Origin of the sequence: Cerasicoccus sp. TK19100 (genome assembly GCF_027257155.1) — a bacterium.
In the GTDB taxonomy this organism is placed as follows: Bacteria; Verrucomicrobiota; Verrucomicrobiia; order Opitutales; family Cerasicoccaceae; genus Cerasicoccus; species Cerasicoccus fimbriatus.
The window spans coordinates 821,175-839,516 of the sequence record NZ_JAPWDU010000001.1 but is presented as its reverse complement, the minus strand read 5'-3'; the positions used below and the strand labels follow the sequence as shown (position 1 = coordinate 839,516).

At 55.7% G+C, this 18,342-nt stretch carries 7 protein-coding genes; 4 read left to right on the top strand and 3 right to left on the bottom strand.

All coding sequences use genetic code 11. The features are described from left to right. Nucleotides 1-181: 181 nt before the first annotated feature. Nucleotides 182-877 (bottom strand): PEP-CTERM sorting domain-containing protein, encoded by a 696-nt coding sequence (locus O3S85_RS03265; RefSeq protein ID WP_269537818.1) that lies wholly within the window; start codon nt 875-877, stop codon nt 182-184. A 440-nt stretch (nt 878-1,317) separates the two neighbouring features. Between O3S85_RS03265 and O3S85_RS03260 the strand changes: the two genes are divergently transcribed. The 4 genes from O3S85_RS03260 (at nt 1,318) to O3S85_RS03245 (ending at nt 9,797) form a co-directional block, all read left to right on the top strand. Next, entirely contained in the window at nt 1,318-3,642 is a 2,325-nt protein-coding gene (locus O3S85_RS03260; RefSeq protein ID WP_269537817.1) for a GH36-type glycosyl hydrolase domain-containing protein, read from the top strand. A gap of 39 nt (nt 3,643-3,681) precedes the next feature. Beyond that, nucleotides 3,682-6,042, top strand: coding sequence for a glycoside hydrolase family protein (locus O3S85_RS03255; protein WP_269537816.1), 2,361 nt, complete (start codon nt 3,682-3,684; stop codon nt 6,040-6,042). A gap of 108 nt (nt 6,043-6,150) precedes the next feature. After that, entirely contained in the window at nt 6,151-6,867 is a 717-nt protein-coding gene (locus O3S85_RS03250; protein WP_269537815.1) for a PEP-CTERM sorting domain-containing protein, read from the top strand. Nucleotides 6,868-7,178: 311 nt separating this feature from the next. Continuing rightward, entirely contained in the window at nt 7,179-9,797 is a 2,619-nt protein-coding gene (locus tag O3S85_RS03245; protein ID WP_269537813.1) for a GH116 family glycosyl hydrolase, read from the top strand. 198 nt (nt 9,798-9,995) lie between these two features. Here the strand turns inward: O3S85_RS03245 and O3S85_RS03240 are convergent, their stop codons facing one another. Both O3S85_RS03240 and O3S85_RS03235 read right to left on the bottom strand, forming a co-directional pair. Further along, nucleotides 9,996-14,294: an Ig-like domain-containing protein gene (locus O3S85_RS03240; protein WP_269537812.1), complete on the bottom strand. Its 4,299-nt coding sequence runs from the start codon at nt 14,292-14,294 to the stop codon at nt 9,996-9,998. 54 nt (nt 14,295-14,348) lie between these two features. Further along, on the bottom strand, nt 14,349-17,888 hold the full coding sequence (locus tag O3S85_RS03235; protein ID WP_269537810.1) for an immunoglobulin-like domain-containing protein: 3,540 nt from the start codon (nt 17,886-17,888) through the stop codon (nt 14,349-14,351). Nucleotides 17,889-18,342 lie beyond the last annotated feature (454 nt).

Here is an 18,342-nt window from a genome sequence, read left to right as displayed (position 1 = left end):
TAGAACATCATGAGTTGGGCGGAGTAAGAGATGTTTTATGGGGTAATGAATATTTTCGCTTTGGCGGCTACGGCCAGAACCATAGTGCGCCGCCAAAGCGAAAACGTGCGCGAAGAGCCCCCCAGCCCTAACGCTCTAAAGGTGAAAAAATCGGGACCGAAAATTCAGCCGCGATGAACAATTAGGAACGCTTTTGACGACGCATAAGCGCCACGGCACCGACCAGGCCAGCCACACCCAGCGCTACCGTCGACGGTTCCGGAATAACCGTGCCCGCAAGCACGACATCATCAAATGCCAGGTAGCGGGTGCCACCATCGGAAAGGCCATACAGAGCAAAGGATACATTGGTCACGTTGTCAGCGATGTTGATCGTAACTTCGGTCCAGTCCTGTAAAAAAGTACCAGCTTCGTTGGCCGCCAATGTCACCCCACCGCTGACCGGCGTAAGGATGTCCAGATTTGGGGTAATCGAAGCGCTGTTGCCGTCAGTGGTGGTGGCCACCAAATAACCGATCTCCTCAACCGCACTTTGTCCCGACCAGTAAAAAGTCAGTGTTTTGCTCTCGTAGCCCGAGACATCGATATCCTCAAAGACGAGCCAACCACGAGTCGAGCTAGTGAAGGCGGCGTTACCATCCATGTCGCGGCCACCCCAGTACTGCGTGCCTTGTTGTGGTCCAGTTATAGCAGAAAAGCCGGCCATCCCGGTTGTCGCGGCCCAAGTGTCACCACCGCCATCGAAGGTTGCATTGGGATCGAGCGTAAAATTCCAGGTATCACCGGAAGTCTCAAAGCCTTGATTCACAATAGTTACTGCAGAAGCAGAAATGGCGGACATGCCAATGAGAGTAAGCGGGAGTAAGTGCGTCTTCATAATGTATGTTTTGGGTTGGGGTGAGAGCGTGATTATCTCTAGACGACGAAAAGCTACGATTGCTTTTACGTAAAAGCAATAAGAATCTTTGAAAGAATTACCGTCATCACTCTAAACAACGCAGCTTCAAGCGATTTTAGAATAACATCACACGAATCAATTAACTGTGTAAGTACATTCGTAACATTCACTTTAACCGGGATCAAAACAGGAAAGCCAACAAAGACCCCGAATTATTACGGCATACAATATTCCATTAAAATATTAGTATATAGAAACTTACAAAATTAAAAGCTCCACTCCTACCCCAGTGCCCAGCGAACCGATTCCCGGGAACAGCCCACGAACGACAATTACTTAGGCCAACTAACGGTCAAACTGGAATCCTATACTTTTCTATTGCGTATACGTAATAGTTGAATTTACATGGCTTTTAAATCATGACCAGCTCAGCACCCGAGGTAATACCGGAATCCGCAGTCGCTATCAGCTCCAACGACATTTCAGTCGACGGAATTGGATACTTTGATCAGAAGAACCGCGAATTCGTCCTAAACACTCCATTAGCACCCCGCCCTTGGAAGAATATCCTCTGGAACATGGGCTACAATGCGCAGCCCACCCATTGCTCCGGCGGCATCAGCTACTCGCGGGAGCCTACAGATGGTCAAATCACGCTTTTAAACTGGAGCGGAAACAAATACATTTATCTCCAAAACACTGACACCGGTGAGCTTTTCAATCCCGGCTATGCGCCACTTTGCGATGACTCATACCACAGTTTCGAGCACCGCATTGGCCTCAATACCAGCAAAACAATGCTGGAGCAATATGGCCTGCAAGTCGAGGTGACGCAATCAGTAGACGCAACGCATCCGCGCGAGTATTTCGAAATCCGGGTGCACAATATACGCAATGCCATCTCACAATGGCGCATCGTTTTCCTCTGCGAACTGAATCTCTCCATGGGCGATGGTAAGTTTGGCGCTACCGATGTGTTTCGGGCACGCCACTCGACCGATTGCAGAGTTATTGAAACCACCAATCTCCTTGACTCGACGGGCCAGCACACCGCATGGCTCGAAGCAAGCGAACCGCTAAATGGACATCTCTTTGACCAGACTGACTTCACTGGAGCTTACGGCTCTCGAGCGCGTCCGCAGTCGCTCTTGAAGCAATGGCCCGATGACCATTCTCCGATCGAATCGCCCATTCTCGCTGGCTTTATTGACTGCGTGTTCAAGCCCGGCACCGAGCGGCAAATGCATTTCACTCTGGGCCTTGGTCAACGCGTAACCACTGACGACCAACGCGTAACGCGCAGTGACATTGCAAACTCGCGCGACCAGCAGTCTGCCTGGCAAAATGAGCTCTACAGCCGCATCGAAGTTGAGACACCAGACGCCGAGTTCGACCTCTTCGTCAATACCTGGATAAAGCATCAGCTTACCTACTGCGCGTACTGGAACCGTGGCTGGGGCAAGGGATTCCGCGACAGCAACCAGGACGCCTGGGCCTTCACGCTGCTGGATGCCTCACGCTCTCGTGAGATGATTCTCGACTGCCTGCCTTACCAGTATCCCGATGGACGCACCGTTCGACGCTGGGCTCCCATTGTGCGCGACCAATATAATGATGGTGGCGCTTGGCTTATCTTCGCCACCCACGCCTACATCGCCGAAAGCGGCGACGTGGATGTCCTCCAGCATGAGGCCCCGTTCTTCGAATCCGATCAACGCGGCACCACCTATGAGCACCTCAAGCGCGCAGTGGATTACCTCTGGGAACATCGGGGAGACCGCGGCCTTTGCCTGATGCCCTTTGGCGACTGGAACGACCGCCTAACCGGCGTTGGCCGCGAAGGGCGCGGTCAAAGCGTCTGGACCAGCATGGCACTAGTTGAGTCATTCGCCAAGATGATTGAAATCGCAACACTTTGCGATGCAAAGCAAGACGCCAAAGCTTTTGCTTCGCGCCATGCTGAGCTGATCAGCATCATCCGCCGTGAAGCCTGGACCGGTCAGTGGTATAGCCGCGCATTCACCGATGCCGGCGCCCCAGTAGGTGCCCCAACCAACGAACACGGCTCCATCTATGTGCTACCCCAAGCCTGGAGCATGCTCTCCGGCATCGCAACGCAGGAACAGACGCCCCACATTGTTCAGGCCGTCCGCGAACGCCTGGAGTGCGCACACGGATTCCGCCTGCTCACCCCGCCCTACCAAAACTACGACCCCGCTATCGGGCACCTCAGCGCGACACCACCAGGCACACTGGAAAACGGCGGCAACTACTGCCACGGCACGATGTTTATGGCTTACGCACTTTGCATGACAAAGCAAGTGGACTACGGGCTCGACATTTTTAAACGCATTCTGCCGACCAACCCAAACAACCCGCCAGGCGTGAGCCGCCAAGAACCGTTTTCGTTGACCAATTCCTACGCCGCGCCGGAGTCTGGTGATCGCGCCGGACGCTCGTTATTCTCCTGGCGCACCGGCGCAGCCGGTTGGGCATTCCGCTGCGCGATCGAAGGCATTCTTGGCGTCAAGGCCGTCATCGGTGGTTTGCAAATCTCCGGCGATCTGCCCACTGACTGGCCGCATGCAAAGTTGACCCGCACCTATCGCGGCCGCAAACTCGTCATCCACTGGCGGCGCACTGGCCAAACCTCTCGCACCTTAAATGGCATTCCGATCAATGACGATCCGATTTGCACTGAGTCACTTTCCGACGAAATCAACGTTCTCGAAATCACCCTTTAATCCACCGCCACAAGGGCGGAAATTCCCCGACATAAAGCCATGACAATCCCCCGTCACTTCATTCCCTTGGGAACTCTCTCCCTGATCAGCCTCCTGCCTCTCTATGCGGAAAACGCCAGCCAGCTAAAGGGCGTCAACCCATATGAGTCCACCACTCAGACCGACGCAACCTTCACTGCCTCGTTCGATGCACAAAACGTTTCCGAACCCAGCCAGAAGATCACGCGAAATCTGACGCTCAAGAACAACAGCTCCCAACCCATTGAGTGCGAGGTCAACTTCAGCATCCAGGTGGACTCCAACTTCTACGAAGGTCGCCCCGCGGCATCGGGAACCATGCCGGAATACCCCGACGTCGGCCGCTACCTCGACGAAGTCGACCAGACGCTTACCCTCAAGCCCGGCGAGTCCAAGACACTGCCGCTCACATCCAACATCATGCTATCGCCCGGCTATTACTTCCTCAATGCCATGATCAGCGGCGGCGGCCACTTCGAGCAACTCTACGACAACCAATACGTGCTGCCCAAGGCACCGGAAAAGCTATCCGCCGAGTCCCGGTTTGGCATCAACGTGTCCGACCCGAAACTCATCGGCCTCAACCAACGACTAGGCTTTGGCTACGTGCGTTTTGAGAACCTGAAGTGGGCCTTCGTCAACCCGCGCAAAGGCTACTTTGCCTACGACGGCTCCGTCGGCCCGTGGTATGTGAAGCAGGATGAGATTGCGCAAGCCTACACCGATGCGGGCTTCCAGTTTACCAGCTACTTTTTCCTCACCCCGCACTGGGCAACTTCTGCACCGGAGGGCGTCACCAAAAAACGTCAGCTCTCCTACCCGCCCAAGGACTACGCTGACTACGCCGAGGGCGTGTTCCAGACCATCGCGCGCTTCGGCGGCAAAGAGCACCCCGCATCCGAGCTAATGACGTCGGACAAAGTCTCCGGCAAAGATCAGCTCCGCCTCATGGAGCTTTGGAACGAAGTCAATTTGGACAACCCCAACTGGGGCTTCTGGGTCGGCACGATGGGCGAATACTTCGAGATGTTTCGCCCCGCCGCCGAAGCCGGCAAGCGCGCCGATCCCAACGTGAAAATTTCGCACTCGAGCTATGCCGGGATTGCGCTGGAGCTCGTCGACCAACTACGCACCTACACCTACGAAGATGGCAAGCACCCGCTCGACTTCACGGACATTATCAACGTCCACTTCTACAGTGGCAAAGCCCTGCCGGAAACCGCCACGCTCGATCCCAATGCCGACCGCACCGGTGAAGCTATGGCCGGCGCGTCGACTTACGAGGAAAACCTGCGCGACCTCAATGCCTGGCGCAATCAATTCAAACCCGACGCGGAAATCTGGATCACCGAGACCGGCTACGACGTCGGCGGAAAGATCGGCAGCACCCTGCGTATGCAAGCCGCCAAAATTCCCCGCTGCATCATGATGGCCCTGGCCGAAGGCATCGACCGCGTGTTCTATTATCGCGAGGCAGGCTCGACGCCGTCCCAGCACGCGGGTGCGGGGCTCGTTACCACCGACCATGAGCTTCGCCCCAGTTGGCTGACCATGGCTACGATGATACGTCAGCTCGATGGCGCGGGGGTCAACGAAGGCATTCGCCTGCCCTACCCCGATGACAACGTGCGACTCTATTTGTGGAACACCAATCACGGACTCGTCGTCAGCGCATGGGCGGTGGAAGGTGATGCACGCGTCGATCTCGATCTCGGCACCGTCACACTTACGGACGCCTTTGGCTATGCGACGGAAAAAGAATTAAACGGCGGCTGGGCCGTCGGTGAGTTTCCCGTCTATCTCTCCAACATCAAACAAGCGCCCGCGCTCATGGCGCTCAAGGACAAGGCGCTGCTCGCCAAGCAACAACACGCGCAGCTCATTGCCGAGTCGCAAAAGCGCCAGGCCTACCTGTTTGACTTTGGCAGCGCAGCCTATCCGGGCCTCTTGCGGGGCGAAGGCCTGATCCGCCCATTCACCGCCGTGACCAAGGACACACAATTCCAAAGCACAACCGGCTACGGCTTCACCCAAGCCGCCACCCGCGACCAGGATCAGGAAAAACTACGCAAACTGCCCTTGCTTCGCGACAAGACATTCTTCAGCCCGCGCACGGAGTTCAAGCTCACCGTCAAGCCCGGAAAATATCGTGTCAAGGGTTTTGCCGAAGGCAAGCGGGGCGCTGTTGATCTGCTTTTAGCCGATGGCAATGCAGCGCCATCGAAGAACAATGTCCAACCCAGCAGCGACTCCGCCGAAGCCAATTTCACTACCGTGTTCGACTGCAAGAGCGGCGAGATCACGGTCCGATTCTCCGCCGAAACGGCCCTGTCCTGGATCGCCTTCATCGAGTGGAACGCCGAGTCCGACAATAACGGCTAGGACCGCATCCCGGAATCCTGACAATTTTCCTTGAGGAAGCCTAATTGCCACTATTAGGATTGCGGTAATGCAACAGCAGCAACGCTGTGCCCCCCAACCCTAATAGCCATGACTCCCAATACCCTGCATGCCCTCTCCCGGCACATTCCCTCTGTGTTCACGCGGCGCTCCTCCAGCGCCTTCCTCATCCTCGGGCTCGCCTGTGCGCCCTGGGCGTCGCTCAGCGCGGCCTCGATCGCGTTTCAAGGTTATGACGGTGACGCCGCGGACACCTGGGGCTACACCCCCGACCCCGCCGAAACCAACACCTCGGGCGATGTCTGGGAGCCTTCAGCGAGCTTTAAAACGATCACCGCGCCCCAAGCCGGATCTGATTTCTGGACGATGCAGGACCTCTCAGGCGTCAACACGCTCAATGCACGCTCCGGCAACCTTACCCAAACCTTCGCCAACATCGATACCTCGGGCTACACGAACATCAGCATTTCGTTCTACTATTGGGTCTTCCAAATGGACCCGGGCGACGAGATGTATTATGAGATCGATACCGGCTCGGGTTTCGGCGCTCCCGTTGCCTTCGTTTCGCCCAGCGAGAACAATTTCTCCACCGACGCCTGGGTCCAGGAAACAATCAACATCGGCGATGCCAGCAGCGTCACCCTGCGCCTTTCCACAACACCCTGGACCGGAGGCGGTAACGAATATGCGGGCTGGGACTCCGTATCCCTCGAAGGCACCGTGGTCCCCGAACCAGCAACCTACGCGCTCATGCTCGGCGCGGTTTGTCTTGGTTTGCTTGCGTGTCGGCGGCGTCAGCGCCGCTAGCGCCCCACGCGGTTTGCTCCGGGTAAAGGAACCTCAAAACACCGGTGCTTCGCGACTCGAAGCCCAGGGGCATGGTGATCATTACCCTCTGGGGAATCAACAGAAGTGTCGCCGACACTCCCACGAAGCGTCGGCGACACTTCGTTCTACAGTCGGCGACGCTTGGTCGCGCAGTCGGCGATACTTAGCCGACCATGGAAGCGGTGAAGGCAGCACATTTTCGCGCACCACGGCTCCTCATTTTCATACGGCAGAGACTAAACGAAAACGTCATTTGGTCAACGCGCTTTCCTCTTAAAATCCAAGAAATCATGCCTTATTCTCCCATCAAACTCAGTGGCCTGGGCGTCCGCCAGCACCCCGCCGGAAAGCAATTACAAGTCGCCATGCCTCATGGCGGCATCGGCGCTGGCAGCATTTGCATGAGCGGCTACGGCGGCCTCATTAACTTCTCGGTCATGAACCGCCCCGAGCTCGCTCATCGCGAAACGTATCTGCGCCGCGAACCGTCGGCCTTCGGTATCCTCCACCTGAAGGACGGCTCGAAGACGACGCGCCTGCTGGAGGGCCCGATTCCGCGCGAGCAATTGTTCTACCAGGGCCTGCACAGCCAGGGCTATCGCCGCGCTGGCTACGAGGGCTACCCGCGCTTTCGCGAATGCGAGTTTCGCGGGGCCTACCCGTTTTCGCAGGTCTGCCTGAGCGACGCCATCATGCCCGTCCGGGCAACCGTCACCGCATGGAGCCCCTTCATTCCACTCGACGATAAAAACACCAGCTTGCCCACGCTGTGTCTGGAGTACGCGCTGACCAACACAAGCAGCGCGCGCGTAGAAGCGGAGTTCACCTTTCACATGTCGCACCTCGCGCAGTCCTGGGAAGGCAAAGACGATGGCCTGAACCATGGCCTTGACGGGCGCGGAGTCCGTTTCGACAGCACCCGCGCCAAGCAGGATGGCTCGTTTGGCAGCTCGGCATTTATCCTGCCCAACGGCGCCAACCAACTGAAGGCGATGTGGCATCGCGGCGGTTGGTTCGACGGCATGACCATGCTTTGGGAAGAAGTCAGCAATGGTGCCTTCCAGGCAAACGACGGTGCCGACGCCCCACGCTCCAAGGGTGGCAACGGCGGCTCCGCGCTGGTCGATGTCTCACTGGAGCCCGGCGAGACACTGGTCATCCCGGTCGTCATTGGTTGGCATTTCCCCAACGCGCACCTGCGGCTCGGTCACGCCGAAGAGCCCGACCAGAAGCAAGAAGTGCTGCACTGCTGCTGCGACGATGACGCCTGCGCTGAGCCCAGCTGGAGCCCCTACTACGCCGCACATTGGGCCGACGCCGAAGCCGTTGTCCGCTACGTGGAGTCACACTACGCCTCACTGCGCGATCGCACGCTCGGCTTTCAGCAGGCGCTGTTTCGCTCCACCTTGCCCGCCGAGGCGCTCGACGCGGTTTCGGCCAACCTTGGCATCCTCACCTCGCCCACGGTCCTGCGCCAAGCCAATGGCCAAGTCTGGGCTTGGGAGGGTTGTTTTCCCGATAGCGGCTGCTGCCCCGGCAGTTGCACCCATGTCTGGAATTACGCCCAAGCCATGCCGCATCTTTTCCCGCCGCTGGAGCGCAGTTTGCGCGAACAGGAGTGGCTCTACTCCATGAATGCCGACGGCCACGTAACCTTTCGCGCGGCGATTCCCGATGGCCCCACCAAGCACGACTACCATGCAGCGGCAGACGGCCAGTTTGGCGGCATCTTGAAGTTGTTCCGCGACTGGCAAATATCCGGCGACGATGCCTGGCTAAAGTCGCTGCTCCCGAAGGCGCGGCAAGCGCTGGAGTATGGCATCGCCACGTGGGATGCAGACGAGACCGGGCTGCTCAACGCCCCGCATCACAACACGTTCGACATCGAGTTCTGGGGCCCTGAGTCGCTCTGCACCACCATTTACATTGGCGCACTCTGCGCCATGGCCGAGATGCTGGAACACCTGGGCGATCCAGAGTCAGCCACGCGCTACCGCGAGCTGTCACAGAAGGCGAATCACCAGCTCGAAAGCGTGCTCTTCAATGGCGAATTTTATGAGCAAAAGCTGCACTTCGATCCGGACTTCTGGCGCGCGGACGTCTACCAAAACAAGTCGCCCGATACCCTCAAGATCCTGCAAGCCGAAGGCCCAAAATATCAGATCGGCAAAGGCTGCCTGACCGATGGCGTCGTGGGTGCCAACTGGGCGCAGCTCTACGGCATCGACACGCCGATGAACCCGCAATCCATCCAGAGCGCGCTCCGCAGCATTCATCGCCACAACTTCAAGGCGGACCTCTCCGCACACCCCATCCCGCAGCGCCCCGGCTATGCCATGGGCTCCGAGGGAGGCGTGCTCAACTGCACTTGGCCACTTGGCGAAAAGCCCAGCCTGCCCTTTGTTTATTCGGACGAAGTCTGGCCCGGCTCCGAGTATCAAGCGGCCACGCACATGATCCAGCAAGGCATGATCGAAGAAGGCCTGGAGATCGTCCGCACGCTCCGTTCGCGCTTCGATGGCGTGGCGCGCAACCCTTGGGATGAGTATGAATGCGGCAGTTTTTATGCACGCTCGATGTCCAGCTACGCGCTACTGCAAGTGCTCAGTGGCTTCCGCTACAGCGCCGTCGAACAAAGCCTGTCGCTCAAGCCCTACACGGGCAGCCGTCCGTTCCGCTGCTTCTTCAGTACCGCCAGCGGCTATGGCGAAGTGGTCATTGAAGAAAGCGCGCTGCGCATTGAGCTGCTCGAAGGCGAACTTGCGTTGAAAATGGTTAAGCTGGACGGCCGCAGCCTTACCGTGAACTTCACCGCGACGCCCAACGCCCCACTCAACCTGCCGCTTAACTCACTCCAGGACGAGGTGGGCAAAGCGCGTTGGCTGGCGCCCCCATCCATAGAATGGTGAACACTGCCCCGCCAGCTTTCGCTGCTTGTCATTCACTGCCAACTGGAAGCCGAGCAAATCACCGGAGTGCGGTGCCATGCCTAATGTCGACCAGGGAATGATTGCGTAGTTCGTTGGCCCCGACGAGTGCCGGGGCCAAGCAGTTGACAGACAACCATAGCCAAGATTGCGCCAATGATGATTCACAATGAATCTTGATTAAAACGCATTCTCAATGAGAAGCCGATCCAACCCGAAAGTAAAGCTCGGGGTCGCCGAGAAGCGGACGCGGAAATCTTCGATGTTCACCGTTCCGGAACCCGGTCCCACCGCTATGCCCGAGAGCACGCGCACCTCATCCAGCCAGACATCCGCCTGGCCCGCAGCTAGTGAATAGCTGCCTGGACTGGTACTCTCCAAACCGGTGTAATTGACACTGCTGCCGGAATTGTTGATCAGCCAGCTAAGGCTTTTCACGCTGCCGTCGGCAGCTATCGAACCGGCTGCGCTGCCATTGAGCACGACCTTGTAATAGCCATCTCCGTCGCCCTTTACTTCCAGACGTTCGTAGAGATAGCTGGAGTTGCCATTGCTCCCGTAGTCAAGGAAGCCAGACCAATCCCCCAACTCCACTAGAAACAGCTCACTCCAGGTTTCCTCCATGTTGCTGATGGCGAAATCCAACGTCACATTGATCAAGTCCGGGTTGCCGATCAGCGAATCTCCCATGCGACTAAAGCCAGCGTCATCGCTAGTACCCAGGCGTGTAATCGTCAACCGGTCGTTCGCAATCGACCAACTTCCTGCGCCGGTCTCTGCGCTGATGTCATCAAAGAGATTCGCAGTCGGCGCGGACGAAACATAGTTGCCAACCGTTGACGAACTGGTGAAGTCCCGCACGAAGAGTGCATACGCGGCCTCAATCGCATAATCGGAAAACACCGCGCGCGTGCTCGTGACGCCGTCACCGCTTTGCGCAAACAAACCAACTTGCAAACTCTGGGCAAGACCGGTGATCGTTACGTCGTCCACGACGGTGAAGCTCACGCCATCTTCAGAAACCGCCAGGCTGACCACGTCACCCACGCGCTCAATCATGAGCCAGGCATCGGGCAATGTCGCGGTGCTGGTCGGGGTTTCGAGAACTGCGCTGGCACCAGTCGTTGCGCGACTGGCCAACGATAGACTGGAATTCGCCGCCATGCCAAACTGCACCATGACCGCATTGGCCGCGGTGGACTCACGCAGCATTAGACCAGCCAATGGAGCCGCACCTTCGTTGGCTAAATCCTGAAGTAACACGAAGGCCGAGAAGTCTCCTTCTATCGTTTCCAACTCACTATAGAGCGCATCCGTAGTTCCGCTGGCACCCGCGCCCTGGCCGTTGATTTCCCAACTGCCGCCCAGGAGAATACGGCTAGAGCCGGAGCCTGTGCCGATGCTTTGACCGGCTAAGCCGGCCGTGGTGAGGTTTGCCGCAATCGACGTGTCGTTGACGGTGACTTGGATTGTCGCCATCGCCGTATCGGCACCATCGCTGATCGTGTAGCTAAAGGAATCGCTACCGTAGAAACCAACATCGGGAACATACTGCACCTCATTGCTAACGATGCTCGCCACGCCATGGCTTGCCGCACCAACTGCCACAATGCTCAAGGCGCTCGGCCCGGAATCGGCGTCGCTATCGTTCACCAATGCGTCGATCAAAACGGACTGCCCTTCGTCGACCGACACGCTATCCGCAACCGCCGTTGGCGCGGCGTTGGTCGATTCACTAAAGGTGTCACTGATTGCCATTGCATCCAGCTCGAAAGTAAACGTGGTCGTCGCTGAGAAGCGCACACGAAAGTCCTCGATGTTTACCGTGCCTGAGCCCGGGCCCACTGCGACACCAGCGATTTCCCGCACGCCATCCACCCAGATATCTGCCTCTCCAGCAGCCAGGCTGTAGGTGGCGGGATTCGTCTGCTCATAGCCCGTATAGTTCACCGAGCTGGCGGAGTTATTGATCAGCCAACGGACACGACGTACCGCACCGTCAGTTGGAATGGAGCCCGACGACTCGCCGTTAAGCACGAGTTTGTAAACGTCGGTCCCGTTGCCTTTCACCTCCAGGCGATCAAAGAGATAGGCCGAGTTGCCATGGCTTCCGTAATCGAGCAGCCCTGACCAATCGCCGAACTCGACCAGAAAGAGTTCACTCCACGTCTCTGACATATTGCTCAAAGCCACATCCATGCTAAGACTCACCAAGTCTGGATTACCAAGCAAGGAATCGCCGATGCGTCTGAAGCCCGCGTCACTGCCAGAACCACTGCGGGTAATCGACAAGCGGCTATTGCTGATGGACCAAGTCCCGGCACCGGATTCTGCGCTAATGTCATCGAACTCGGTTGTATCCGGCAGCGCCGAAACGTAGTCCTGCACATTGGTCGAAGCCGAAAAGTCCTGGCTAAATAAAGAACCCGAGCTGGGCGGCGGTGTCACCACTTCGTCGATCGTTACGCTCACCATCGCGCTCTCGGCATCTTCGCCATCGGTCACCGTATAGCTGAAACTATCCGATCCGAAGTAACCGGCATTAGGCGTGTAAAGCACCTCGCCATTTTGAATGGCAGCCACACCATTGTTCGGCTGACTAACCGAGGCGATGCTCAGCTCAGACGGACTGCTGTCCGCATCGCTATCGTTGGCGAGCACATCGATCAGCACCGCAACGTCTTCATCGGTTGTTGCGCTGTCGTTGACCGCAACGGGCGCAACGTTGGCTGAGCCGCCGGAGTCCCCGTCAGTTTCGATTACCATCGCACCGAGGAAGCCAAGAACACTGCTAGACATGCTAGCGTCGCGCTCGACAGTGATCAGGACCTGTCCAGTTGAGTCGGCCATATAGTCGCTGATCACGGCAGTCTGGTCTGTGTTCTGACGCACGGACAAAGTAGCCGAGCTGCTACCCACCGTGTAGCGGGTTAGAAATACCGCACTGCCACCCTGATCTCGTGAGGCAAAAAACGTAAAGTCATAAGCCTGACCGGGATTCAAACCACTGACCAAAATCTGCCCCTGCGGATTGCTCGAAGCCGTGTTAAAATAGTCGCGTTGAACATTGTTCGGGTAAAGTGTAGTCGAGTTCGTTCCATTCGACGCACGACCGGCAAATGGCGTCACGATCTCAAAGCGAAGGCCACTCAGGCTTTCGTTGGCATCGAGCACTTCATCAATGCGCGCATCGACCTCATCGTTGACGGAATTCCACCCAGATGCCGGGGTTTCGGCCGGACCGAAATCGAAGTTTGCTGTAAACGCATTAGTGTTGGGCACGATGACCGTGACCGTATCATAGCCGCCGCGATGCGCACTATCGATTCCCATGCAATAGATCGTATGCACGCCGACACTTAAGTTGCTGACGTTGATGCTGGCACCCGTGCCAAGAACGCCATCCAAGCTACTACTCCAGTGAAGGTCGGTGCCGGTGATCGCATTACTGTCGGCATCGACTGATGATGCGCTAAACGTAATACTCTGGCCATAGTCCGAGACCGTTACATCCGCCGGAGTGCTGATTGTCGTCACCGGCTTTACCTGGGCAAACAGCCAGTCGAACATATCCTGAGTGGCATAGGTGCGGTCCCAGCTATTGTGCGATGAACCGGTAAAAATCGTCATGCGCGGATATCCATCAGCGGTCGGCACGCGGCCGCTCTCCCAGGTCCAGCCATTGGTAATGTCGAACGTGGCCACATAGTCGGCATCCCCTTCGTTTCCGGGGTATGTGCTGCGCACATCGGTCGGCGCGGTGCCAGCCAGGCTACCAGCGATCCGGTTCACTGTGGAGCTCGCCGTGCCAATGCCCCCGTAGCCATCGCCATAGGCCGTGGCGCACCAGTAAGGCGTTACCTTGGCGATCTTATCAGCGCCCGGTTGATCCAGTGCGCCAGCGAGAGCCGTCGTTAAAAATGCCGATACATCGTACGGCAGCGGATCGTTCTCAATGAAGCCATGAATACCGTTGGACCCTGCGCTTAAGCCTGTCAGATATATCCGCCGTGGGTCTACCCGGTACTGATCACGGGCAAAATCGAGGAACTCGCGAATGGCCGCCGGACTCCAACCGTCGCCCGATGTTTGCGGTGACAACACCACGGCCTCGCCATTGGCAAAGTAGTCATGCAGCGCATGACTGGTTGTGTTGAGTACCTTGTTGAGTCCATGATTTTGAATTTGAACCAATTCAGTCGAGCCATTGCCGCCGTTACCCGCACCATGAAAGAAGATGAGGAGCGCGTAGTCCGTCGTGGCGTTGTTAATATAGGCGTCGGGCAAAAACTCCCAGTAGCCATTCGGAGCGCCATTGGTATTGATGTTAACCGGATTCCAGGTTTCGGCCTGGGCCATCGGCGTCAGAAAGGCCAGTGCAAGCACTGCGCTGGCGATTCGTTTTTGCACTGCCGAAGCAGTGAAGCGCGCGAACATCGATAGGCCGCAACGCGAAGTGGGAATACTACGAGTTTTCATAGGAATGTGTAGATAGGCGAAATGAGATGGAAACAGCCTGGCTGAAAGCACCGACTAAAACTGATCGCGGATCACCAGATTATCAAACCGCGCCGTGACTGCGTTGCTCGATGAAAAGCGAACGCGGAAATCATCGATAGATGCGCCGGAGAAGCTCCCCTGAGTTGCTCCCGCAATGAGACGCACGCCGTTAACCCAGATGTCGCACTGATCAGCACCGAGCGCATAAGTTTGCGCATCCGGGCCGATATAATTCAGGCTTTGCCCCGTGTGGTTGACATACCAGTCAAACGCGCACCAGGTATCTAGAGGCAGCAGCGCCGAAGTCTGCCCATCAATTTTGATTTTAAAGTTTTCGCCCGCATGGCCTTTGACCTCCAAGCGTTGGTATAAATCCTGATATGACCCGCCTGCATCGTAATCGCTGATACCGCTCCAACTGCCAAGCTCGATCAGAAACAGTTCATTCCAAACGACATCCACATCGCTAATCTGCATATCGAACGCAATGTGTAGCTGGTCCGGGTTTCCCAGAAAATCATCCGTGCGCGTGAAGCCAGCATCGTTGTCACTTCCAGAGCTCGCACCGCGAACGATCTTAAGCGCGCCAGTATCAATGCTGAAAGCCCCGCCATTTATTTCCGAAGATATATCGAGAAACTCACCTGACGTGGGCGACGTTGCATTAAAGAAATCCGCAACGAAGTTCGACGAATCGAAGTCTTGCGCAAACAAAGCGCTACTTTGAACAGCCACTACAAAATCGATCGTGCTAATGTGGTAACCATCACTCACAATCAAACTAACCGTTGCTGATCCGGCTCCGGTTGCTTGCACAACCATGCTCCGGGTCAAGCCGGATCCAGTAATGACTACGTCCTCCGGATGCACCACGGAAGGATCACTGGACACGACCCAAATGGTCACCTCCCCCGCATTGCTATCACTGTCGCTAAGCGCGAGAGCGATCGGTGATGATGACGCGTTCGGCTCAAACGAGATATTTCCCACCGGTTGCAATTGAGGATGCGCCCCCAGCGCGCCGTAGCCACTTTTCTCCCGAATGATGAGGCCACTGATATTCGGCCGCCCATCGGGAACCGTCGTATAGAATTCGAGGTCCAGCTGCCCGGTTATATCGGTGACTAAATTCGGCAAGTAGCCGATCTCATCTGTATTGCCCAGTATGTTGATGCTGTCAGCGATATCGGACGTTAGCTCATGCAAAGTTGATGTCAGTTCCACGCCAGTGCCTTCTTCATACCCGGTGTATTCGACGTCGTAATAACGCGTTGAGTTCATTCCGGTAAAAACGAGCACACAGGGATTTTCATGCGGGTTGCGAATACGCAGGCCAACCTTTGTCACTTCCGCCGGGAAATCGCCGATCTGAATACCACTGGCGTTACTGTGCGTCCTGTAGTGCTCGGAATAACCGCCGTTGATGTTGTCGATTAGCAGCGACCACCCTGCATTTGCGCCACTGCTGTCATTCAACGTGGTGTTGGTTGGCCCGGTGTTGCGCAATCCCTGGCTATCATTCGCCAAGTCCGTCCAGTCTGGCAAGTTCGCCATTGAGTTGCGATGAAAGTTGAGCTTCACCGTTTTTGTAACGACATTGCCGGGAGCAGAAACCATCACGCGCCGATAAACAGGGTCCGCGACATTGCCCGCACTGTCTGCCTCCGTCAGCTTGTATTGGATCACGCATTCTCCTGCTATCGAAGTATCAATAGGTGCACCAATCCAAGAGATTTGTAAAGAGTCGGTCATGTCCCCATCGACATTATCATTCGCCAAGCAACCGGGATCGACGAAGGTTTCTCCCATGAGAATACTCATATCTCCACCCACTAGATTGAGCACTGGCGGCTCGTAGTCGGCGGCATTTTGATTAGGCTGATTATAGGTTAACCCTATTCCACGATAGCTGAAAAATGTGTCTGCCTGTAGGCGAAGGTCGAGAGGTGGTAAGTTACGCCCATTCCAAGTCATTTGCTGCCAATAAGCAGGCGAGGTGTTTGGATCGAAGTCACCGGCATGTGCTTGAATGCATTGAAAAAATTTCGTTTCACCAGTGGCGTCAAAATACTGAACAACGTCGCCTACCTCATACGGTACATACACGCCCAGCATCTCCGAGGTTTCATAGACTGGCGTCCACCGGGTGATCGATGACCAGTCGGTTTCAGTCGGAAAACCGGACTCCTCAAACACCAACTGCGCAGGCAAGCCAAACTCATCGCCACTGGACGTGATCAGCGAATCGTCGCCGCTTCCCATTTCGTAGATGAAGGCGTCGTGATGGAACTGATTGCCGCTGAATAGTATCGGACCTTCGTGGTTTGAAATCAGAAAATGAGCCCCCGGTTGATCCATGCCGGGTTCACTGTCCATCGTATGCGGGTAAGTGAAAAATCCAAAAATATTGTTGGTAATTTCGTAGTCCGTCAGGCCACTGCTGTGATCAATAAATCCAGGACGCAGCTTACCCATACCGATATAGTTATTGTCGATAATCACCTTCTTGGGTGGATCGGGCATTGCGCGCCCTATCTCTATCTCTCGCCAGCGAATGGCCTCCATGTGATGCTTACCACCGACCATAACATTGTCTCGCACGGTAACACCGCCTTCAACATGGGATAGCTGATGCGCTCCATTCTGAAATACGTGGAAAGGTGCCCGGTAGGTAGTGGCTGTGCCCACAATGACATTGTGTTCAATGATCGAACCGGCTGACAGGTTGTCCGTTTGAATTGCTTCCGTTCCAGTGAAAACAATGACGTTATTGCGCATCGTCAGCTCCACTAAATCCTGGCCTATAGCCGTCGTGCTATAGCCGATATAAAAGCCCTCGCCATTGACAAAACCAACGAAGTTATCCTGCACGTCCACTTTTACACGCCCAGGATTCGCTGGATTATCCGACTTCAAATTAAAGCCAGCGAATCCGCCTCCCCAGGCAGCCACATAATCGACCTTACAGGTTTCAAAGCCTTTGGCGCGCACACAATTTGGATTCGTAAATCCGTATAACATGCCGGACCATCGCTGGTTTCCCCAGAGTCCATATTTCTCGTAGTAATCCCCAGTATCGAAGTCCAGGCCACCATTGTGACCGAGAAAATTTGGATCTCCGGTTTGCGCAATCGGATCATATCTACCGGTCAGGTGGACGTGCGCAAAGTCAACGAGCTCCAGGCTACGGTATTGCGAATTCTCCTGAACATCTCCCCAACGAACCTGCCCACCCCAATTAGTGACCACCGTAGGCTGGGCTTCGGTGTTTTGGCAAAATGATCCGTTGATAAAAATGCGACCGTAATTGCCGGCGCGAATCAGAATCTTATTACCAACATCCAGGACCAAACCGTCTTTCTCGGTCAGGTAGAAACTGTTGTTAGCAGCATCAGGAGTGAATGCGAGGTAGTCACCCTCATTGACTTGAGGCCAGAACGCGGCATCGCTGGCCGTAGCCCGACGATTAGTCGTCATATCAGGATCACCGTAAGAGCAAAATGGCAGCAACAGAAACAACTGAAACGGACGCAGGCGCAGCCAACGGGATAGAGCAAAAACAACACTTTTCATGAGGTAGAGAGTTGGGGTTTTAGTAATTGGCGGGGGACTCGTAACGAGGGGAATTCATAACCAGTCACACGGCGGCAATTCATTCTTCGCCAATAACTTTAACGTAATAGTTCAATAGCAGCACTGTCAATCCTCATAATGAAGTAGTCGATCTTTTCAGAAATCGCTCTTTTTACATTACTATTCAGCATCTTACACTATCCACAAACGAAAACCCGCAATTGTTTAGCGTAAAAATCACTCTTACACTCGACTCGTTGGCACACTATAACTACATCGTAAACTTTCATAGGTTTATTCCTAAAACAATAACAACTCACCAAGCACCCACGCTTTTACTCAATGGACCGCACGCAGGCCTAGGATTCGATTCATTAAAAAGGCCACAAAGCCTTAGAGCGTATAAATAGAAGTAACGAACAGATAGAATTTGCGGCTTGACCGCATTACTATT

What these genes read in the sequence shown, in the direction of transcription:
- O3S85_RS03260 (WP_269537817.1), top strand. Translation starts at nt 1,318, where the DNA reads ATGACCAGCTCAGCACCCGAGGTAATACCGGAATCCGCAGTCGCTATC.
- O3S85_RS03245 (WP_269537813.1), top strand. Translation starts at nt 7,179, where the DNA reads ATGCCTTATTCTCCCATCAAACTCAGTGGCCTGGGCGTCCGCCAGCAC.
- O3S85_RS03255 (WP_269537816.1), top strand. Translation starts at nt 3,682, where the DNA reads ATGACAATCCCCCGTCACTTCATTCCCTTGGGAACTCTCTCCCTGATC.
- O3S85_RS03235 (WP_269537810.1), bottom strand. Translation starts at nt 17,888, where the DNA reads ATGAAAAGTGTTGTTTTTGCTCTATCCCGTTGGCTGCGCCTGCGTCCG.
- O3S85_RS03240 (WP_269537812.1), bottom strand. Translation starts at nt 14,294, where the DNA reads ATGAAAACTCGTAGTATTCCCACTTCGCGTTGCGGCCTATCGATGTTC.
- O3S85_RS03265 (WP_269537818.1), bottom strand. Translation starts at nt 877, where the DNA reads ATGAAGACGCACTTACTCCCGCTTACTCTCATTGGCATGTCCGCCATT.
- O3S85_RS03250 (WP_269537815.1), top strand. Translation starts at nt 6,151, where the DNA reads ATGACTCCCAATACCCTGCATGCCCTCTCCCGGCACATTCCCTCTGTG.